Origin of the sequence: Bacillus sp. FSL M7-0791, from assembly GCF_038627085.1 — a bacterium.
GTDB lineage: Bacteria > Bacillota > Bacilli > Bacillales > Bacillaceae > Bacillus > Bacillus safensis.
Map to the genome: position 1 here is coordinate 1,163,006 of NZ_CP152022.1, position 19,794 is coordinate 1,182,799.

Annotated in this window: 20 protein-coding genes and 1 pseudogene; 15 read left to right on the forward strand and 6 right to left on the reverse strand. The window is 39.0% G+C overall.

Annotated features, from left to right (window positions below):
* The first annotated feature begins 159 nt into the window (after nt 1-159).
* Complete coding sequence (locus tag MHI08_RS05855) at nt 160-1,056, forward strand: macrolide 2'-phosphotransferase (RefSeq protein ID WP_076840891.1); 897 nt, start codon at nt 160-162, stop codon at nt 1,054-1,056.
* A 311-nt stretch (nt 1,057-1,367) separates the two neighbouring features.
* On the opposite strand, the gene MHI08_RS05860 is transcribed toward MHI08_RS05855, so the two are convergent.
* Nucleotides 1,368-2,273 (reverse strand): LysR family transcriptional regulator, encoded by a 906-nt coding sequence (locus MHI08_RS05860; RefSeq protein ID WP_076840892.1) that lies wholly within the window; start codon nt 2,271-2,273, stop codon nt 1,368-1,370.
* 112 nt (nt 2,274-2,385) lie between these two features.
* On the opposite strand from MHI08_RS05860, the gene MHI08_RS05865 reads away from it, so the two are divergent.
* From MHI08_RS05865 to MHI08_RS05890, 6 genes and pseudogenes are all read left to right on the forward strand, one after another.
* Nucleotides 2,386-3,543 (forward strand): MFS transporter, encoded by a 1,158-nt coding sequence (locus MHI08_RS05865; RefSeq protein ID WP_087975574.1) that lies wholly within the window; start codon nt 2,386-2,388, stop codon nt 3,541-3,543.
* 41 nt (nt 3,544-3,584) lie between these two features.
* The gene (locus tag MHI08_RS05870) at nt 3,585-4,004 is read left to right on the forward strand and encodes a GNAT family N-acetyltransferase (protein ID WP_076840894.1); all 420 of its coding nucleotides are present in this window, start codon (nt 3,585-3,587) and stop codon (nt 4,002-4,004) included.
* A gap of 185 nt (nt 4,005-4,189) precedes the next feature.
* Nucleotides 4,190-5,265: pseudogene (locus MHI08_RS05875) on the forward strand (aspartate phosphatase).
* Nucleotides 5,255-5,392, forward strand: coding sequence for an aspartate phosphatase (locus MHI08_RS05880; protein WP_139336397.1), 138 nt, complete (start codon nt 5,255-5,257; stop codon nt 5,390-5,392). The pseudogene MHI08_RS05875 and the gene MHI08_RS05880 overlap by 11 nt, the downstream one beginning before the upstream one ends.
* Nucleotides 5,393-5,488: 96 nt before the next feature.
* Nucleotides 5,489-5,722 (forward strand): hypothetical protein, encoded by a 234-nt coding sequence (locus MHI08_RS05885; protein ID WP_041105908.1) that lies wholly within the window; start codon nt 5,489-5,491, stop codon nt 5,720-5,722.
* A gap of 223 nt (nt 5,723-5,945) precedes the next feature.
* Complete coding sequence (locus MHI08_RS05890; RefSeq protein ID WP_248351389.1) at nt 5,946-6,404, forward strand: GyrI-like domain-containing protein; 459 nt, start codon at nt 5,946-5,948, stop codon at nt 6,402-6,404.
* 55 nt (nt 6,405-6,459) lie between these two features.
* Here MHI08_RS05890 and MHI08_RS05895 read toward each other — a convergent pair whose 3' ends face one another.
* Nucleotides 6,460-6,807: a hypothetical protein gene (locus tag MHI08_RS05895; protein WP_087975684.1), complete on the reverse strand. Its 348-nt coding sequence runs from the start codon at nt 6,805-6,807 to the stop codon at nt 6,460-6,462.
* 140 nt (nt 6,808-6,947) lie between these two features.
* Here MHI08_RS05895 and MHI08_RS05900 point away from each other — a divergent pair, with 140 nt between their 5' ends.
* On the forward strand, nt 6,948-7,559 hold the full coding sequence (locus MHI08_RS05900; protein ID WP_326349690.1) for a GlsB/YeaQ/YmgE family stress response membrane protein: 612 nt from the start codon (nt 6,948-6,950) through the stop codon (nt 7,557-7,559).
* 181 nt (nt 7,560-7,740) lie between these two features.
* Complete coding sequence (gene alr, locus MHI08_RS05905; RefSeq protein ID WP_025093445.1) at nt 7,741-8,922, forward strand: alanine racemase; 1,182 nt, start codon at nt 7,741-7,743, stop codon at nt 8,920-8,922.
* Between the two features lie 69 nt (nt 8,923-8,991).
* Here the strand turns inward: alr and MHI08_RS05910 are convergent, their stop codons facing one another.
* The gene (locus MHI08_RS05910) at nt 8,992-10,104 is read right to left on the reverse strand and encodes an NAD(P)-dependent alcohol dehydrogenase (RefSeq protein ID WP_024424971.1); all 1,113 of its coding nucleotides are present in this window, start codon (nt 10,102-10,104) and stop codon (nt 8,992-8,994) included.
* A 209-nt stretch (nt 10,105-10,313) separates the two neighbouring features.
* On the opposite strand from MHI08_RS05910, the gene MHI08_RS05915 reads away from it, so the two are divergent.
* From MHI08_RS05915 to hag (MHI08_RS05930), 4 genes are all read left to right on the forward strand, one after another.
* Nucleotides 10,314-10,934 carry a TetR/AcrR family transcriptional regulator gene (locus tag MHI08_RS05915; protein ID WP_024424970.1) on the forward strand — a complete coding sequence of 207 codons (621 nt, stop codon included), beginning with the start codon at nt 10,314-10,316 and terminating at the stop codon, nt 10,932-10,934.
* A 400-nt stretch (nt 10,935-11,334) separates the two neighbouring features.
* Nucleotides 11,335-12,864: a kelch repeat-containing protein gene (locus tag MHI08_RS05920; RefSeq protein ID WP_024424969.1), complete on the forward strand. Its 1,530-nt coding sequence runs from the start codon at nt 11,335-11,337 to the stop codon at nt 12,862-12,864.
* A gap of 230 nt (nt 12,865-13,094) precedes the next feature.
* Nucleotides 13,095-14,030 (forward strand): flagellin Hag, encoded by a 936-nt coding sequence (hag, locus tag MHI08_RS05925; protein WP_024424968.1) that lies wholly within the window; start codon nt 13,095-13,097, stop codon nt 14,028-14,030.
* A gap of 287 nt (nt 14,031-14,317) precedes the next feature.
* Nucleotides 14,318-15,139: a flagellin Hag gene (gene hag, locus MHI08_RS05930; protein ID WP_024424967.1), complete on the forward strand. Its 822-nt coding sequence runs from the start codon at nt 14,318-14,320 to the stop codon at nt 15,137-15,139.
* 35 nt (nt 15,140-15,174) lie between these two features.
* On the opposite strand, the gene MHI08_RS05935 is transcribed toward hag (MHI08_RS05930), so the two are convergent.
* Nucleotides 15,175-16,647, reverse strand: coding sequence for an FAD-dependent monooxygenase (locus MHI08_RS05935; RefSeq protein ID WP_163115249.1), 1,473 nt, complete (start codon nt 16,645-16,647; stop codon nt 15,175-15,177).
* 216 nt (nt 16,648-16,863) lie between these two features.
* On the opposite strand from MHI08_RS05935, the gene MHI08_RS05940 reads away from it, so the two are divergent.
* Nucleotides 16,864-17,688, forward strand: a complete 825-nt coding sequence (locus MHI08_RS05940; protein ID WP_149125726.1) for a methyl-accepting chemotaxis protein — start codon at nt 16,864-16,866, stop codon at nt 17,686-17,688.
* Between the two features lie 36 nt (nt 17,689-17,724).
* On the opposite strand, the gene MHI08_RS05945 is transcribed toward MHI08_RS05940, so the two are convergent.
* Entirely contained in the window at nt 17,725-18,096 is a 372-nt protein-coding gene (locus MHI08_RS05945; RefSeq protein WP_135031970.1) for a DUF5412 domain-containing protein, read from the reverse strand.
* A gap of 242 nt (nt 18,097-18,338) precedes the next feature.
* On the opposite strand from MHI08_RS05945, the gene MHI08_RS05950 reads away from it, so the two are divergent.
* Nucleotides 18,339-18,962: a poly-gamma-glutamate hydrolase family protein gene (locus tag MHI08_RS05950; protein ID WP_024424964.1), complete on the forward strand. Its 624-nt coding sequence runs from the start codon at nt 18,339-18,341 to the stop codon at nt 18,960-18,962.
* Nucleotides 18,963-18,988: 26 nt separating this feature from the next.
* On the opposite strand, the gene MHI08_RS05955 is transcribed toward MHI08_RS05950, so the two are convergent.
* Nucleotides 18,989-19,537 carry an ImmA/IrrE family metallo-endopeptidase gene (locus tag MHI08_RS05955; protein ID WP_024424963.1) on the reverse strand — a complete coding sequence of 183 codons (549 nt, stop codon included), beginning with the start codon at nt 19,535-19,537 and terminating at the stop codon, nt 18,989-18,991.
* Nucleotides 19,538-19,794 lie beyond the last annotated feature (257 nt).

The window sequence follows — 19,794 nt, forward strand, 5'->3', positions numbered from 1 at the left end:
GATAATTGTTCTGTCTTTTTTGTATGTTTTTTAATACAAAGAATGGCATAAGTCCAGCTTTGTTTACTCTGACCACATAAAGTAGCCTTTTGTGGTTTTTTGTGATGATATTCTTGATGCCTATTGATCATGACTAAATGAGCAATTGGAGGAATGAATATGAATAGATTAGAATTAAAGCAGTTAGCCAATCATCACGGATTAGACATTTCAGAGAATACCATTAAAATAAATGAATCAGGTGTTGATTTTCGTGTCGCGCATGTCGAAGATTTACATGGTGATCAATGGATATTAAGAGTGCCTCGCAGACCTGAATCAATGAAACATACCTTACAAGAAAAAAAGACATTAGATCATATGAGTAAGCAGGTTCACTTTCAGGTCCCTCAGTGGTCTATCTTTTCAGAAAGTCTGATTGCTTATAAACAATTAGAGGGGGTACCGGCGGCTAGTATTGATGTGGAGAAGGAATCGTATGTGTGGAGTTTTGACCAAACGAAAGTACCGCAAGCTTATTATGAATCATTAGGAAGAGTTTTAGCGAATGTACATTCCTTAGATCAACAGCCATTTAAAACGATCGGTGTGGAGATGCTCAGTGCTCATGAATTAAGAGGATCAATGAAACAGCGAATGGAACGTGTCAAATCGCAATACACCATTAACAGCGGTTTATGGGAGCGCTGGCAAGAATGGCTAGCTAAAGATTCTTTATGGCCGCCTTTCGTGGGAGTGAAGCATGGAGATTTGCATCCTGGCCACATTCTGATTGATGAAAATCAATGTGTGACGGGTGTGATTGATTGGTCTGAAGTGGGGGTTGGTGATGTATCTGCAGATTTTTTGTCGCATCAACTTCTCTTTGGGAAAGAAGGATTAACAAAACTTATCCATGCGTATGAAAAAGCAGGCGGGAGAACTTGGCCAGGAATGGATGAACATATAATAGAACTTCTGACGACAAGTGCGATCACTGTGGCCGAGTACGCACAGAGATCAGGATTGAAAGATATGCATGAAACTGCAGCATACATGTTGGCAAACGAAAGCTAATCAATCAGAACGAATCCAAAAAAAGCCCTGAAAAGGGCTTTTTTTAATCTAATTCATGAAAAACTGTTTGAGTTGATCAATGAAAACGGATTTGGATTTTCCTTTTTTATAAATGAACTCGATATTGATGTTGAACAAATGATTCAGCATCTTCGTATGTGTAGTTTTCCCAGGATTGAAATATTGCAATTGTGGGATTTGCTCGGTATTGATAAAACGCTTCAATATCCTGTCTATCGAATTGGCGAATAACAACTCGGTTTGTTCTTGTAAATATGCTATCTGCATTCTTCATGTGTTAACCTCACTTTTTAATTTGTTCTTGATTTGAAAAAGTCTATCAGCCATTCAGATAGCTGCTGCTGTGCTTTGCTGACAAATCGATCTGCATAATAAATTAATTCCAAGTGCCGGACAGGTGCTGGCTCAGCAATAGGGATCGAAACAATATTAGGCCACGTCGAATGTTGTTTTAGTAATCCTCTTGGCTGAATGGTTGCACCGATCCCGGCTTCAACCAGCTGCAATAGCGAAAACGCGGACCCAACCTCCATGGCAGTGTCCAGTTCAACACCCTGTTCTTTACATACGTCATCTACTAAATCCCTTCCTAGATATCCCTTCGGATACATGACCAACGCATGGTGAGTCAGCTCTTTTAATGACACTTCGCTCTTTTGAGCCAAATCACTTTCTGAATGAACAAATAATTCGTAAGGCTCACTTCCAAGTGGAATTTGAACGAGACGCTTATCCGCAGGCCCTCGCAGTCCGATGCCGAGATCCACTTTATGCGAAAGAACTTCTTCACGAACAAAGATATTTGAATATGCCTTCAGATTGGTTTCGGGATAAAGTGTTTTAAATTCTACAAAAAGTGGCACCAGCTGAAAATCAAGATCGGAGGGGAGTACTGCGAGACGAACGGTTCCTCGTTTTTCTGATAATAGTTCTTTCATCGCATTTTTTGCATCTCTTTCAGCTTGAAGCATTTTCATGCCATATTGATAAAGCAGCGAACCGGCTTCGGTAGCAACGACCTTTTTGCCGATTCGATCAAAGAGCGGCATCCCAACTTCTGCTTCAAGCAGTCGAATTTGCTGGCTAAGTGTAGGCTGTGATATGCCTAGCTGCTCAGCGGCTTTTGTAAAATGCAAATGGTTGAATACAGCCATAAAATAGGTAATATGCCGGGTATCCATATGTCCACCTTTCATAAATGATAGTCTTTTCCTATCATCATAATACGATTTATTGTATTGATCAATGAATGCGGCAGATTTATACTCAAAGTAACCTTAACAAGATGAGAGAGAAAGAAGGGTATTGATGAAAAAAATATATTATTTAGCCGCTTTATTTTTAGCCGCTTTAAACTTACGTCCGATCATTACGTCCGTGGCTTCCATGATGAGCATGATCCAATCAGAGCTTGGCGTAAACGCACTGACAGCAAGTCTTTTGACCACTTTGCCTGTCCTTTGTATGGGAATATTTGCTCCCGTTGCAACGATACTCAGCCGGCGTTTTGGTTTAGAGAGAACGCTGTTTTTCTCGATTCTTCTGATCACGATTGCCACTGCACTGCGTGGTACTAGCCAATCGGTTGCTATCCTGCTCATGACTGCGTTTGCTGGAGGGGTAGGGATTAGCTTCGCAGGTCCTTTATTGTCTAGTTTTATTAAAAAATATTTCCCGAGAAATCCTGGTATCGTCAGTGTGTATTCAATTTCGATGACGATTGGTGCAGCGCTCGCTTCCGGCTTCACCATTCCAATTTATCTGCGCAGTCAGCATCACCTTCCATTTGCATTGTCCTGCTGGGCTATTCTAGGGGTGATTGCCCTTATTCTATGGATAGGTTTAGTTCGCAAAAATGAGCAGAGTGATCATGTAACGTTGCCGTTAAAATTGCCGTTGAGAAACAAAAAGGCCATTCAATTCACCTTGTTCTTTGGCTTTATGTCCAGTATGTTTTATTCTTTGACGGCATGGATTTCACCGATTGCTCTTAGCTTTGGCAACAGTCCGCAATATGCTGCAATGCTCTTGACCATATTTACACTCATTCAGATACCGGTGGCACTACTCGTTCCAGCGGTCGTTACTCGATTAGGAAAACCGAAATTATTTCTCATCTTATGCAGTCTGTCTGAACTCATTGGCCTTATCTTTCTTCTTCTGCCAATGCCGATCTTGCCAGCCGTCATTTTCCTAGGTATGGGTGCAGGTGGATTATTCCCTTTAGCGCTTATGCTCCCGATTATGGAGACGAGTACTCCGGAGGAAGCCGGAACCTGGTCTGCGATGTCGCAGATGGGCGGGTACATTGTGGGTGGATTCGGTCCGTTTTTCATTGGCTTGGTTTTCGATCTAAGCGGACATTTTGATGCTTCCATTGTGGCAATGCTTGTCATCGTCTCGTTAATGATTGGCGTTCAGTTATCTATGAAACTTGGTAGAAAAGAAGGAGAAGTGTCGAGTTAAATAATGCTGCTTCACATTTCAATAAAAACGGGGGAATTCTATTGCTCATTCGAGAAGCAAAAACGATCGATTATCCACAATTAAGACAAATCTATTTAGAATCACGGTGCCATAGCTTTCACTGGCTCAATACAGAAGAACTCAATCTGCAAGATTTTGATCAAGATACGCAGGAAGAGCAAATTTTCTTAGCTGAGGAGAACAATAAAATCCTTGGATTCATTTCTCTATATGTACCAGATCGTTTTATTCATCTCTTGTTTGTACATCCAGAAGCTGCTGGTCAAGGGGCTGGCGATCTGCTGCTCAAACAAGCGATAAAAGTTTTGGGAACACCGGTCACCCTCAAATGTGTCTCCGAAAATCACAAAGCTTTATCTTTTTATCAAAAAAGAGGCTGGAAGGCTGTTGTAGAAGAAGGAGAACCTGGGGCGGAATACTGGGTGCTTATTTATGAATAGAAGTCTTTTTATCTTATCATTCACGGGCCCTTTATAGGGCTTTTTTGCGGTTTCTTTTCGGTGTCGAATGGTTCATGAAATGATAATATATGTCATTATAGGGAAAATAGAGGAAGGGGTAAGGGCTGATGGAGAAAGTGCTTTCTTCTCACGTCGGTTTGAAAATCAATGAATGGTAATATCATATTCAAAGATTTAACGTACCGGACGCCGAAGCATATAAAGAGGAAATCAAATCAATGCTTGATCATATGGAAGAAAATCAAGATTTATTATTGTATTTCTCACTCATGGAGTTCAGACATAAATTAATGCTTGATTACTTGAATCCTTTAGAAAATGGGAAAGAGCGGGCCAACTTCAAGGAGCTCGCAATGAAGATCAAAAGGGACCAAGAGAAATTAACAGGATTGCTCGAGTATTACTTCAATTTTTTCTACGGCATGTATGAATTTGAAAACTATGAATACCTAAATGCGATTACCTTCTATAAACGGGCAGAAAAAAAGCTGTCTCTTGTCAGCGACGATATTGAACGGGCCGAGTTCAATTACAAGATGGCTGAAATCTATTACCACATGAAACAAACCCACATGTCCATGCACCATATCGCACAGGCGATACAATGTTATCGAGAAAAAGATACATACACTGTAAGAGAAATACAATGTTCTTTTGTGATCGGGTTAAACTATATAGATATGGGCTGCCCCGAAAAGCAATACCCCATTTTCAACACGCACTAGAAAAAGCCGCCGACAACTCAACAAAACGATTAAAAGGATCAGCACTCTATAATTTAGGGTTGAGTTATTTTCATAATAAAGAAATAGCACAAGCAATTATTCATTTTAATGACTCAATTCGAGCATTTAGAGAACAGGGATACGAGCATTTAAATAGAATCTTAGACCCGCTCATTATGTTGTCAAAAGCCTACTTCAAAAAGAAAGAACAGGATTTAGGTATATATGCTTTAAATAACGGTATAGAACTATCTGAAAAACTGAAAGACCATGTGCTGTTATTGATATTCAAATTTTTAAGATCACTATACGTTGAGAACAATTTTGAGCAGTTGGAAAAAATAATGGAATTGCTAGAAATAAAGTCAATGTATCCTGATCTTGAAGATTTAGCAAAAGATGCTGCAAAATATTATAATGAAATGGGAGATAAAGACAATGCGATGCTTTTTTATGAGAAAATTCTTTATTTCCAAACTCAAGTGAAGCGGGGGGACTGTCAGTATGAAATTTAAAACGTTAACAGTCGTATGCGTGATGATTAGTATGATCAGTATTGTTGGTTATTTTACATCTGAAGTGACAGCAAGTCATGATGAAGCTAGGAGAGGTCATACTGCAAGTATCGGTTATACTGCTTAAATAAAAAGCCCCTTAAGGGCTTTTTATTTTAAGACGGAATATATGCTACCAATAAAGAATTTTTTTCCATAGAAAAGATATTGAGGAGGAAGTAAAGTGACAATGTTAAAATCAACATTATTTCGAAGGATTTTCATTATATCCTTTGCTTTAACCTTTATGATTAGCCTGTTCAATATGGCTGTGTTTCCAGGGACGCCAGCGTCTTATTATGTTGGCCTGGTTTGTAAGATGTTGTTTATCAGTTTGTTAAATGGTTTGTTTTTCGGAACAATCATCTATTTAATTGGCGTCTTTCTTGGTGCTAAATCTTCAAAGGAAAATCAATAACAAGTGAGCGGCTATAGTCCGTTCTTTTTTATTTAAAAAATTTGATATCTAATGGAGAAAATGAGATTACTTCATGTATGATATAGATCGCAAATCCTCCATATGTATTTTCCATCATACATTCAATTATTTTTAATATCCTACTGCATTCTATTTTAAAGGATGTTACCGTTGTTTGTAAGGAATGATTGGCCAGTCTTCCAATACGAGTTGGAGGGAAATCATGAATGACAACATTGAAATGTTAACGAATATGAAAATGGTGTATATGAGAAATATCGGATCATATGGCAGCAAAGAGAATTTTGAGATGATGAAGAGATTTAAGAAATGGATCAAGCAACATCAATTAAATGATGAATTAAAGGAATATGGTATATATGGTGTTCCTCAAGATGATCCTGGAAAAATTCCATCAGAAAAATGCAGATACGACCTCATGCTTATGACAAATAGAGATTTCACAAAAGATCAAATGGTTCAGACTGGTCATTTTGAAGGAGGAACGTATGCTGTGTTTACAGTGACACATACAACCGAAAAAGTGAATTTGTTCTGGAGACAATTGCCTCAAATGATCCAAAACAATCGATTAAACATGCGTCAGGCACCTATAATGGAGAGATATAGAGAAGAAGAAGGCGAAGATAAGGTGTGTGAATTCTTACTGCCTATCTTTTAAACACTTTATCAAACTGCAATGAAAACAGACCTCATATGGTCTGTTTTCATGAGTATTATATGTTTAAATATTTTAGGACTCGTTCTTTTAAATATCGATACTGATCCTCATTCGTATCTTCAAATGCTTCTTCTCGATTTGAAGGTACATCCATATAAACGATTTCCTCAGAGAATTGTGAAGAAGTAAAGTCGATTCTTGTTCCATTCACTACGTTGTAAAAGTGCCATCCGTTGGGTAATGCGGTTTTGTTTATTTTTCCGCCTAACAGATCATGGACGACTAAAGAAGTGACACCGCATTGTCCATTGGCCGGGTTGTCTTTACTCCATTTTGAACTAGATTGAGAGGACCAGGCTTTAAAAAGAGCATCAATGATTTCGTCTGTCGTGTAGAGGTTCATCATAAAAATCCTTTCTATTTAAAAGCGAAATGAATATAGTATCTGTTTAGTCTATAGTAGATTTTTTTTCGATCAAAATCCAGATGCTATACTTGATTAAACCAATATAACAATGAGGGTCATGACAGGAGGAGCATGGAGTGATATTCATCATAGGCATTGTAATCGCTTTTATTGTTGCTATTTTAGGCTTTACTATTTTCGTAGATGTAGGTAATGGGCTGGGAACGGTTTTTAGCATCATCGGTGCAATGGTCATTTTATGGATAGCGGGTAGGCTGCAAAGACAAAAAGAAAAGAATGATCCAAACATATTATTAGATAAAATGATGATGCTTTTTCAAGAAGACGGTTTTCAGGCTTCCACATACCTTTTTTCACAAAATGTTGATAAAGGCTTTGCGATTGATGATGAGCGAAAGGTAATGCGCTTTATTACACACCAACCTGGCGGCTCATCTCGAAAATTCAAGTTTGAAGTCACTGAGCTTTCCTTGAAAGAGTTGAAACAAGTTGACATGTTAGAAGATGGTGTGCCGATTGAACAATCTGTTGAGATTGATAATAATGAAGAGATCTCGACACTTGAATTGAGATTAACTATGAATGATCAGGAATCATCAACGATCACGCTCACCTTTCTAACATATGATGTGCCTGTTCGTAAGAGCGACGCCGATTATTTGACTGAACGAGAAAATCTGGAGGAGATTTATCATGAAATTAATTCAATGATGAAATCTGTGGATTAATAAATGGCTGTTCATAAAGAAGAAATCACCATTTGAGGTGGTTTCTTTTTTTATGTCCTTCAAGACAAAGCTGGTTCAATCATTGCGGTTGAATGTTTTTCTCAAAAATGAATAAAGATAGACTAGACACGAAAACGAACATTGATATCGAAATGACTCATGTGATGAGGAGGAAACATACATGCAAAAGCTTTGCAGGGAAGTCTGGATCGAGGTCAATCTTGACGCGATAAAAAGAAATATCGAAGCCATTCAAGCGCATATTCCAAGGAAAAGCAAGATCATGGCTGTCGTGAAGGCGAATGCATATGGACACGGTTCAGTTGAAGTAGCGCGGCAGGCACTAGAAAGCGGTGCGACAGAGCTTGCGGTTGCCAGCTTGGAAGAAGGCATTGTATTGCGGAGAGCAAAAATTGAAGCACCGATACTGGTCCTTGGATTTACCCCGCTCGACTGTGTGAAAAGGGCTGCAGCCTGGAGAATTGACCTATCCGGCCTTCGAGAAGACTGGATTGTTCAAGCAAATGAGATTTTAGCGGAAGAAGAAAGTCAGCATCGCCTTGGGATTCATGTCAATGTTGACACAGGGATGGGACGATTAGGTGTACGGACAAAGGAAGAGCTGTTAGAGGTGGTGGAGGCGCTTGAAAAGAGTGAAAACCTGAGGTGGGATGGAATATTTACGCATTTCTCCACTGCGGATGAGCCTGACCCTGATTTCACACTGCTGCAGCACAGCATTTTTATTGATTTTCTTCGTTTCTTAAAAAAACAAGGCATTACACTGCCCACAGTACATATGAACAATACAGCGGCTGCTATCGCGTTTCCTGAATTTAGCGCAGATATGATTCGGCTCGGCATCGGGCTATATGGACTGTACCCTTCGCAATACATTGAGAGTTTAGATGCTGTTAAGCTAGAGCCCGCTCTCAGTTTAAAAGCAAGGATTGCGTTCGTGAAGGAAATGGTGACAAAGCCAAGAACCGTCAGCTATGGGGCAACCTATGTAGCAAAACCTGATGAAGTGATAGCAACCATACCAATCGGTTATGCAGATGGGTACTCACGTGCTTTATCCAATCGAGGATTCATGCTTTTCCGAGGAAAACGAATGCCGATTGCTGGCCGCGTCACAATGGATATGACCATGATCAGTTTAGGAGAAATGAAAGCAAAGCAAGGCGAAGAAGTCGTCATATATGGTCGTCAAAAGGGCGGAGAAATTTCTGTCGATGAAATCGCCGAAATGCTCAATACGATCAACTACGAAGTCATCGCCACCTTAAGCCGCCGCGTCCCAAGGTTTTATCGTCGCGGCGGGAAGATTATTAAAATATCGACACCGGTGATGTATGTGTGATCTCAATTTAAGCAGACTGCAAAATTCGATTAGCCCCCTTTACATGGCAAGGGGGCTAACTTTCACGACTTAAGCACGATACTCTTTATCTAAAATAAGAATTGGTTTAATCGTAGATCCATTTTTAGAATCTTCAAAGGCTTGTTCAATATCTTCTAATTCGTAGAATTTTGCTAGTTTCTCAACTGGGAATCGTCCATTTTTAAAGAACTTCACTAGTTTAGGAATAAGTAGTTGTGGAACGGCATCCCCTTCTATCACACCTTTTAATGTGAGAGCATTGATCATTAGGTCATTTGTTACATTAAATGTTAAATCGCGCTTTCCTACTGCTACTGTTGCACAAGTCCCTTTGACACGCAGGCAATGAAGGGCAGCTAGAGTGACTTCTGGTACACCAGTTGTTTCAAATGAGTAATGTGCACCTTTGCCTTCTGTTATCTCCTTAATTTTTTCAGCTGGATTCTCATGCTTACTGTTGATGATATGTGTTGCACCTAATTCTTTTGCTAACTCAAGGCGGCTATCATGAATATCAACGGCAATAATCGGATCACAGCCAGCGATTTTAGCTGCCATTAACCCACTTAAACCAACAGCACCTGTACCGAACACTACAAAGCTTGTACCTGGTGCTGGAGCAAGTGAATTTAAGACAGTACCGCTCCCGGTCATTAAGCCGCATCCGAATGGGCCTAAATAACGCAAATCGGTTTCTTTGTCTACTTTCACCACATTTTTCTCATCAACGGTGGCATATGTACCAAATGACGATTGACCAAAAAATTGCGATACATCTTGGTGATCATGTGTATGAAGTGGTGTTTCATTATGCTTATTACGACCAGAGAAATTCAAAGGCATCATGTTCTCACATCCACCTGCGTTCCCATCTAGACAATTATGACAATGACCACAATAAGCGAAGCCTAGTACAACGTGGTCTCCTTCTTGAACGGTTGTGACATTAGAACCTGCTTTGACTACAATGCCAGAGCCTTCATGTCCTAATACAGCAGGCCGTGGGACAGGAAGCGTTCCATCTAATACTGTCGCATCAGTATGACAGACGCCAGATGCAACAATTTTGACAAGCACTTCATCTGCTTTTGGGTCATCTAGTAATAACGTTTGTTTCTCGAAATCTTTTTCATTTGTTGTGACCATCGCTTGAATTTCCATATCATGTGCCCTCACTTTGTATAGTATAATATTTAATAAAGTTAGATCAAATGTCACAAAAAATTCATTTCTTTATGACTAATTTGATTGTAGGACGAAAGATTTTTCGTTTCAATCAGCAAAAAAACTTTTTTGTATAGGTTTTCAACACACAGGAATTTATGTATCTCTAATCAACATTTTTTAAAAAGTGTCTAAAGGAGGGGCCAATGATCAAAAAAGAGGATCGCCGTGTTGAGCGAACAAAAGAAACACTTCGGCAAACATTCAAAATACTAGTAAAAGAAAAAGGATATTCGCACGTAAAAGTAAAGGATATTGTGGAAAATGCAAACTATAATCGGACGACGTTTTATGTGCATTATGAAAGTAAAGATGAACTAGCAGCAGATTTTATTTATCGGGAAATGGAAGATTTCGAATATGAATTTTGTAAGCCGACTCGTGAAAATCCCCTGTTAGACTTAACTCGCATGAAACCAGAGGGCACCTATGTATTTCAATATATCGTCGAAAATCGCGACTATTATGATTTATTAGTTATGGAAGATCGCATCCCGCAAATACAAGAACAATTGCTTAAGAAAATACAATACATCTTCCAAAATAGAATGTCGTTTGTGAGTGATCAGTATGCAGAAATCAACGACAGTTATTTTATCCAATATCGTTCATACGGCATCTTTGGTTTTATCATTGAATGGATTAGAAATGACTACAATGCGTCCCCCTCTGAAATGGCACGCCGCATTATCAATTTATTATATAATCAATCCTCGCTCATGATTGAGCTGAATGGCGATGAACCGATTATTAAACGTGATGCTTAGAACATATCTTCACCACACAATATATTTTAATGATTGAATGAATGACTTATTGATTTATTGAATGACTTATTGATTTATTGAATGAGAATGAAGCCTTTAAAGTTCCATTGAAGAAGATGTAAAATTATATTTTTTGCATTTGAGGTACTCATGTGCTTTATCAAATTAAGAATTTAAGCTTTTTGTTCAAAAAAGATAAAGTAAGCCGGAGAGGTCTTCATTTGCGTTCATTGAAAGATATGTTCAGAGAGAAAAATACAGATAAATTTGATATATGTAGAAAGATATTAATAGAAATGTGTGCATCCTGAATTTATTATGGGACACAATTGTAAAATTTAAATGTTATTACAAATATGTCGATAAAAGGAGGGATATTTAAATATGGAGGAAAGAAACGATGAAAAAAGGTTTATTCTTAGTGCTTTTGACCATTTTTATGATGGTCACAATTCATCCGTTAAAAGCTCATGCTGCTGAAACAAATGGGTGGACGAAGCGAGCGGACTTACCGGAAGAGCGTATCGGAGCAAGTGTAGGAGTAGTTGAGGGGAAAATATATGTATTCGGTGGGGCAAGTCAGCAGTCTAAATTCAACAATTCGACATATATGTATGATCCTAAAACTGATTTGTGGTCAGAAAAAGCAAGTATGCCTAGATTAAGAACAGGAGCTGCCTACGCAACAGTAGGTAAAAAAATCTATGTTATTGGCGGTCTTACTGATACAACTAAAACAGTTCACAAAACCATCGATGTTTATGATACGGAACTAGATCAATGGACAGAAGAACCGATTCAGATGCCTGAGAAATTTATATATACATCCTATATAAATGGTTCCTTAAGAGCAGTTACAGTTGGAGAAAAAATTTATATAGTGGCATCTTTATCAAGCTCTCAAGTAAATTTTTACTCCTATGATACGGTAAGTGGAGAGTGGGAAAGCTTAGATAATTCTCAATTAACTTCTCGTCAAGGGAGAAGTATTGCAGAGATAAATGGAAAGTTATACATTGCTGGTGGTGAGGCTAATGTTAGCCGAACGAATGATAAAAATATTTTAGAATATGATATGACGCTAGAGAAGTGGCAACGCTTAAAGGATATTCAATTAAATTCTTTTGCTTATGAAGCTGCATATGCGACATACAATCATAAATTATTTATGATTGGTGGTCAGAGAATTGGAGATAGATCGAGTAAATTATTAAAACAAGTCCAGATATTTGATCCAAAAACTAGTCAAGTCCAAGATTCTTTATATGAAATCCCTGAAGGAAGAGTTGGATCTATGGCAGCTATTGCTGATGATCAATTATATGTTATTGGTGGAAGAGATTATGCTGAATCAATTGGTAGTTATTCTGTCAAAAACAATTTTAAATCTGTTATCTCTATTCCATTAAAAAATCTGCAAAAAGTGTCAAAGGATCAGGATGAAACAAAACCAGATGATGGCACAAGCGAAGAACCGAAAGATCAAGACGGAACAAAACCAGATGATGGCACAAGCGAAGAACCGAAAGATCAAGACGGAACAAAACCAGGTGATGGCACAAGCGAAGAACCAAAAGATCAGGATGGGACAAAGCCAGGTGATGGCACAAGCGAAGAACCGAAAGATCAGGACGGGACAAAGCCAGGTGATGGTTCAACTGAAGAACCAAAGGATCAAGACGGAACAAAACCTGGTGAAGAAGCAGCAAAAGGCATACTTTCAATTACGATGATAAACGGGCTGCAAAAGGATTATTTGCTTTCAATGAAAGAAATCAACGATTTTCTTAACTGGTATAAAGAAAGAAGCTTTGGAATTGGTATGAACTTCTATGAAATCAATGATGAACACAATAAAGGTCCTTTCACAAGTAAGAAGGATTATGTGGTGTACCAAAATATCTTAATGTTTGATATCAAGCAATACTGAAATTCATAAATGTTAAGCTGCTGATAAGAGATCAGCAGCTTTTTATTTTGATAAAATTGTTAAAATTAGGATTAACGTCATGAAAAAATAAGATATTTTTTTAAAAATCTGCTAAACATCCTATAAACACATCCGATAATAGAATTGTCAGGGTTGATAAGCCCTAGAATAAAGGACTTTTTTCAGACAAGGACGTCTGTCAGGTCCCACATACATGGAGGTAATAGGAAATGAGAATTAACCACAATATCGCAGCACTTAACACATTAAACCGTTTGTCTGCAAACAACGGTGCGAGCCAAAAGAACATGGAGAAACTTTCTTCTGGTCTTAAAATCAACCGTGCAGGAGATGACGCAGCAGGTCTAGCAATCTCTGAAAAAATGCGTGGACAAATCCGCGGATTAGAAATGGCTTCTAAAAACGCACAAGACGGTATCTCTCTTATCCAAACAGCTGAAGGTGCATTGACTGAAACTCACTCAATCCTTCAACGTGTTCGTGAACTAGTTGTTCAAGCTGGAAACACAGGTACACAGGATAAAACTACTGATCTTCAATCTATTCAAGATGAGATTAAAGCTCTACAAGAAGAAGTAGATGGTATCTCAAATCGTACAGAGTTTAACGGTAAGAAATTGTTAGATGGTACATTTAAAGCTCCTGCTGATCCTGCAGCACCAGCTGCTGGTGAGCAATCTTTAGTTTTCCAAATCGGTGCTAATGCAACTCAACAAATTTCAGTGAACATCGAAAAAATGAGCACTGATGCACTAGGAGTTAAAGATCCAGCTGATACAACTGGAAGAACAATCTTAGCTAATCAATCTGTAAAAGATATTGATGTAACTAAATTTGCTGATAATGCAGCAGATGCAACAGATGTTGGTTTTGATACTCAATTGAAAATCGTTGATGCTGCTATCAACCAAGTATCTGCTCAACGTGGTAAACTTGGTGCAGTACAAAACCGTCTAGAGCACACAATCAACAACCTTAGTGCTTCTTCTGAAAACTTAACAGCTGCTGAGTCTCGTATTCGTGACGTTGACATGGCGAAAGAAATGAGTGAGTTCACTAAGAACAACATTCTTTCTCAAGCGTCTCAAGCTATGCTTGCACAAGCGAACCAACAGCCACAAAACGTACTTCAATTACTACGTTAATGACAGGCCCCTATATGGGGCTTTTTTTTATGCTTCTTTTCTTCACATTTTCTTCAGTCTTATGATTCTTAAATCCCTCTGTTAAATCATGATAAATGACCTTTAATTTTGGCATACTCTAGCGAAACGATCATAGTTAATGAGACTTTATCCTTATTTATTCCTTTTTTGTTAAACATATTCCAGTTAAGTTCGATAAATGGATTGTAAGGCTTACAAAAAAATTCTAATTTAGAACTTTTGGATAAGGACGTCCAATTGGTTCAAACACACGGAGGTCATTTAACATGAGAATTAACCACAATATCGCAGCACTTAACACATTGAACCGTTTGTCTGCCAACAATGGAGCAGGGCAAAAGAACATGGAAAAGCTTTCTTCTGGTCTTCGAATCAACCGTGCAGGAGATGACGCAGCAGGTCTTGCCATCTCTGAGAAAATGCGTGGACAAATCCGCGGATTAGAAATGGCGTCTAAAAACGCACAAGATGGTATTTCTCTTATTCAAACAGCCGAAGGTGCATTAACTGAAACTCATGCGATTCTTCAACGTATGCGTGAATTGACAGTTCAAGCGGGTAACGTGGGTACTCAACAAACAGAAGATTTAACAGCTATTCAAGAAGAACTCGATGCTTTGGTTGAGGAAATTGATGGTATTTCTCAGCGTACAGCATTTAACGGAAAGCAACTGTTGGATGGTACTGTTGAGGATGGATTCCAATTTCAAATTGGAGCGAACATTGAGCAAAATATCAATGTAAAGATTGGTAAAATGGACGCTGAAACACTGACTGTCAAAGATATTAAAGTAAATGAAGAAGGCTTTAACTTTGACACTGAAGTAGCAAAAATCGACGTAGCAATCGGCGCTGTATCTAAACAGCGTTCAGCTCTTGGTGCAGTCCAAAACCGTCTAGAGCACACAATCAATAACCTTGGTGCTTCTGCTGAAAACTTAACAGCTGCTGAGTCTCGTATTCGTGACGTTGACATGGCGAAAGAAATGAGTGAGTTCACAAAGAACAACATTCTTTCTCAAGCATCTCAAGCAATGTTAGCGCAAGCAAACCAGCAGCCGCAAAACGTACTTCAATTATTACGTTAATGAAAAAGCCCCCTTTAAAGGGGCTTTTTTTTGTTTCAATCGAATGACAGCAAGTGCTCTAGACGAAAATCAGGAACCGCTTCATGGAAAAAAGCTCGGTTGCCTTCATCGTTCTTTTGATCCCATTGCTTCCACCATTCAGCGGTTTCTCCTGAGGTGTCAGCTTGAATCATGTCGTTCAGCTGTTCTAAGTTGATGATTTCTCTCGGTTCTGTTAAGAAAGAATGCATCCGGTGATACGCTTCAAGTCGTTTGGGCTGTTTTGTGACAATGGCGTATTGTACGTAGCGATTTAAAAATTCCTGTACGAACGTCAAATGGGGGATGGGGGTTTCCCCTTTTAACTCGACACCGTCCCACGCCATATCAGCAATTGCACAAAGCCACCAGCCAAGTTCACTCGTTTGCTGCATTTGTTGTAATGTGTCCTTTTCAAAAGACAGCCACTCATTTTTTTGTGCGTGTTTGAGCGTACGGTGAAGTGTTTGTGCTTCGAGGGCTGCCTTTGTCATGCCCTGCCCATGAATGGGATCTAACGTACACAAGGCATCGCCCATCACCAATAATCCACTTGGCCAATCCTGCATGTGTTCATAGTGATGTCTCACGCAAGAAGGAACTCTAAATCCTTTTGGTTTTGTAAAGGGCGTTAAATGGGTGATGGCTTCTGCTATCGCTGGATGGGTCAGTGCAGCGGTTTCTGAATCAAATTGATCTGCATCCGTTGTTGCATAATGTGAACCGCCAGCTGCAGAAAGAAGCACAGCTACTAAATCATGATCTACCCGTTCAAACAGCCCTGTTGGAATTTGCTTGTCTGGCTGGCCAACTACAACCATTGATTGCAGGGGTGGCGCACCTGATGGTATTTGATAATATCTTGTGCTGTATCCTAGAAACACACTTAACTCATCAGTCTGTGGCAAGGTTAATCCAGCGTCTTTCAACCATTTTGGCAACTTAGACATTCTTCCAGACGTATTGATCACTAAGTCTGCTTTCATTTCATGAAGGCTGCCAGGTTTTACTTGCCGGTTCTTCACGATGAGCCCCATGACCTGATTTGTTCCCTCTTTAAACTGAAGGGAGATGGCTTCATGTTTTTCTAAAAACTGCACACGTTCCTCTTTTACCATTCTTTGCATCAATACCCACTCTAGCATTGCGCGTCTTGTGACGGCAGTTTCTTCTGTATCAGTGAGCGTTAACTCGCCATCTTTTGTGATAAATCGAGAGGTTTGATGCATGGTATTAAATCCGCCCATTACCAGTAACTCTTTTGTATAACCAGGAAATAGACGTTCAACGATTTGCTTGCCAAGTGGCAGCATTCTATGTGGATGAAAGGCTTGAGGAGTGCCGAGACGATTCTCAGGAGAGTCTGGCAGTTCATCCTTTTCAATAATCAAAACTTGATGATAAAACGTTGATAAAACTTTTGCAGCGAGCATCCCGGTGATACCTCCGCCAATGACGATTGCCCGCTCATATTTCATGGGTTGTGTCACAACATGCGCCTCCAATGAATATACAAAATGGTTACATGACCATTTCATCATATGTTGATTCATTAATTATAGCAAATATACGTTTGAATATAGAAAGGAAAGTACTTCTTTTTACTCGTAAATATGAAGAATTTCTTCTAATCATCATTATTATTTTAAAAAGTAACTATTAATTTAAGAAGAACGACCGATAAACTATATAAGGGGGTAGAGAAATTGGATATACTACAGAGTATTGTGACAGCAGCACCTTATATGATGCAGATTTTAAAAAACGAAGTGACGATGGGTGTCATTGATCGAGAGAAATTCTTGCTGTATTTGCCATCGAAAGATGTGGATTTTCAAATTCATGCTGGAGAACTCATTAAACCAGATGATTTAAATATGAAAAAAGCGCTCAGAGGTGAAACATCAAGTACGTTTGTACCTGAATCGGTCTATGGAATACCGTTAAATGCAATGGGTTTGCCAATTTTTGATGAAAATCAACAAGTGATTGGTGCACTCGCTTTAGGTTTTCCGCTTAAAAATCAATTAGAGCTTGAAGCGTATATGGAGTCATTAAATGACATCATTCATAGTATTCAAGAAAAGGTGCATGTGGTGGCGGCGCATTCGGAGGAGCTTTCTGCGACAAGTGAGGAAATGACCTTACAAACGCAGCAAACACTTGAAAGCTCGAAAAAAACATCTGATATTACAAAAATGATTAAGGGCATTTCGAAACAAACGAGTTTGCTGGGATTGAATGCGTCAATCGAAGCAGCCAGGGCAGGAAAAGAGGGGGCTGGATTTAGTGTTGTAGCCAGTGAGGTTCAAAAGCTTTCAAGTGAAACTTCACGTGCAACAGAAAATATTGAAAGTTCACTGCAAGGAATTTCCTCTAATATACATACATTACTTGAGAGTATGGACCATATGAAAGGTTCATCATCAGAGCAGGCTTTACTTGTGACAGAGTTTAGTGAAATTGTGGAACGACTGACGAGCGTAAGTAAAGAAATGAAAGAATTCATGCAGCATGTGATGTCAACGTAAAAAACGAATCCAAAAGGGATTCGTTTTTTTGATACGCTATCTTCTTTTGTTACGGTCAAAGCGATAATCGTATGTTTCTCCTTTTACCACATTTAAAAATTCATGCCCAATTTGAACAAGCTGTCCATTTTTCCATTTGATGAGAGGGTCTTTGTCAGGGTATTTCCAGTAAATCGTTTTCTTTCGGTGGGTGAGTTTGTTTTCAATCTCTGCTCTAACTGCGTTCTCCTTTAGTTTCCCTCCGCTATGTCGATAGGTGTTGATGATATATGTTCCGTCAGGTGATGTCATCGAGCGGATAAAGGTTCCGTGAGATACGCCTTGAAGAGAAAAACATTTCCAGTAAATGATGCCAGCGAAGCTAAGGATTAAGATGACAAAGGTGATGGTGGTTTTCTTTTTTAACATGAATTCCTCCAGATGTAGATCACAATATTTCTAATTTATGAGAGAGAATGCAAAAAGATTCATATAGTCCAAAAGTTCTATTCATTTCAATTATCGGTCATTTTTTCTCAAAATTCAACAGATAGCCGAAAAGATAAGGAAAATTTAAGGATGTATTAAGTCGATAGGTCATGCGAAATCCCTTTACAAAAGAATTTAAGATCAGTAGACTTATGCTCATATAGAGAAATGGGGAAGATGGAATGACGCAAATCATTGATACATATCAAAGTTATGAAGAGCTTTCCGCTCATGAAAGAGAGGGAATCGACTATCAAATTCTTCACGAGCGGAAAGGAGATCAGCTTTTGGTTTTGTCCCCTCATGCTGGGGGAATTGAATCTGGCGTGAGTGAGCTCATTCATGAAATCGCAAGTGATGATTCTATGTATTTATTTGAAGGCCTTAAAGTGAAAGGCAATCATGTGCTTCATATTACAAGCACACGTTTCAATGAGCCGGTCTGCCTTTCTCTAGTGCATGCCCATCATTACACGTTTGCGCTCCATGGCTACGGGGAAACGGAGGTGCTTCAAACATTAGTGGGCGGGACAGACAGAGAAAAAGCGGCAGAAACAGTGAAACGTTTAACGCTTAATGGATTTCCCGCAGTGCTGCTATCTGAATCTGATCGCTATTCTGGAACACACCCTCACAATATTAATAATCAATGTCTGACCGGAAAAAGTGTACAACTTGAAATCAGTCAGGCTCAAAGAAGAGCATTCTTTCAAGACTTCAGACGGCGCTATCGCCGTGAAACGCAAAATGAGCAATTTTATCGGTACACAAATGTACTCAAGCAAGTATTAAATCTTTATGGATAAACCCTGTCGCCCTATGCAGAAGAGGCTTACGTTTGATAAACAGCTTCTTTTTCCGCGACCTTCTCGGCTTTCATTAAATAAGATGTAAACTCTTGTTGGAAGCGAATGCCTGCTTTCCGCTGTTCGAACAAGGCGAGCCGCTTTTCAGCGAAAGCCCAGGTGACATGAAATGTTTGCGCAATGTGCAAAATGGCTTGCTGCCGAAGGTTTGGAAGCTTCATTTGCATCAGCATAAAGGTCGGCACACAAAAGTGATACATGAATTGTTTAGCCTGAAACTCTTGCAGTTCTCGAAAGAGTTTGTGCATCTTGAAATGGTTGCCTGCATGCTTCAGCACATGACAAAGCTCGTGGGCAAAATCCTGCCATTGTTCCTCTGACGAAAGAGATCTGTTTAATATAATACTGTAAAGACCTTGATGTTTGATCATCATGCTGCCAGTATCCTCATAGTGGACCCATACATGAAATTCAGAAGCGATCCTTTGCATGTCTCTATAAGCAGGACCGCTTATTTGTAATTTGGCATATAACCGCTTAATCTCTTCTTCTAAATGGGTTAAAAAACCAGTCATTTAAAAACCTCCAAGCAAACATATGTTCTGTTTTTGGCGTAAAAGAAAAGTCCATATAGGACTAAATAGCTAATGAAGCTATTACTTACTTTTAATATCGGCTTATTTTTAACAATTTTAACATAAAATCAAGGAAAAATGGAATTAATTCCTGTTTTTTTCTTCATTTTTGCGTTTTCCATTACTAAAAAGAGTGGATTGAATTCAAATTTTACCATAGTCTTATCACTAAAACAAACACAAGTTGTCTTACGAAC

What these genes read in the sequence shown, in the direction of transcription:
- MHI08_RS05855 (WP_076840891.1), top strand. Translation starts at nt 160, where the DNA reads ATGAATAGATTAGAATTAAAGCAGTTAGCCAATCATCACGGATTAGAC.
- MHI08_RS05860 (WP_076840892.1), bottom strand. Translation starts at nt 2,273, where the DNA reads ATGAAAGGTGGACATATGGATACCCGGCATATTACCTATTTTATGGCT.
- MHI08_RS05865 (WP_087975574.1), top strand. Translation starts at nt 2,386, where the DNA reads ATGAAAAAAATATATTATTTAGCCGCTTTATTTTTAGCCGCTTTAAAC.
- MHI08_RS05880 (WP_139336397.1), top strand. Translation starts at nt 5,255, where the DNA reads ATGAAATTTAAAACGTTAACAGTCGTATGCGTGATGATTAGTATGATC.
- MHI08_RS05890 (WP_248351389.1), top strand. Translation starts at nt 5,946, where the DNA reads ATGAATGACAACATTGAAATGTTAACGAATATGAAAATGGTGTATATG.
- MHI08_RS05895 (WP_087975684.1), bottom strand. Translation starts at nt 6,807, where the DNA reads ATGAACCTCTACACGACAGACGAAATCATTGATGCTCTTTTTAAAGCC.
- alr (WP_025093445.1), top strand. Translation starts at nt 7,741, where the DNA reads ATGCAAAAGCTTTGCAGGGAAGTCTGGATCGAGGTCAATCTTGACGCG.
- MHI08_RS05910 (WP_024424971.1), bottom strand. Translation starts at nt 10,104, where the DNA reads ATGGAAATTCAAGCGATGGTCACAACAAATGAAAAAGATTTCGAGAAA.
- MHI08_RS05915 (WP_024424970.1), top strand. Translation starts at nt 10,314, where the DNA reads ATGATCAAAAAAGAGGATCGCCGTGTTGAGCGAACAAAAGAAACACTT.
- MHI08_RS05920 (WP_024424969.1), top strand. Translation starts at nt 11,335, where the DNA reads ATGAAAAAAGGTTTATTCTTAGTGCTTTTGACCATTTTTATGATGGTC.
- hag (WP_024424968.1), top strand. Translation starts at nt 13,095, where the DNA reads ATGAGAATTAACCACAATATCGCAGCACTTAACACATTAAACCGTTTG.
- hag (WP_024424967.1), top strand. Translation starts at nt 14,318, where the DNA reads ATGAGAATTAACCACAATATCGCAGCACTTAACACATTGAACCGTTTG.
- MHI08_RS05945 (WP_135031970.1), bottom strand. Translation starts at nt 18,096, where the DNA reads ATGTTAAAAAAGAAAACCACCATCACCTTTGTCATCTTAATCCTTAGC.
- MHI08_RS05950 (WP_024424964.1), top strand. Translation starts at nt 18,339, where the DNA reads ATGACGCAAATCATTGATACATATCAAAGTTATGAAGAGCTTTCCGCT.
- MHI08_RS05955 (WP_024424963.1), bottom strand. Translation starts at nt 19,537, where the DNA reads ATGACTGGTTTTTTAACCCATTTAGAAGAAGAGATTAAGCGGTTATAT.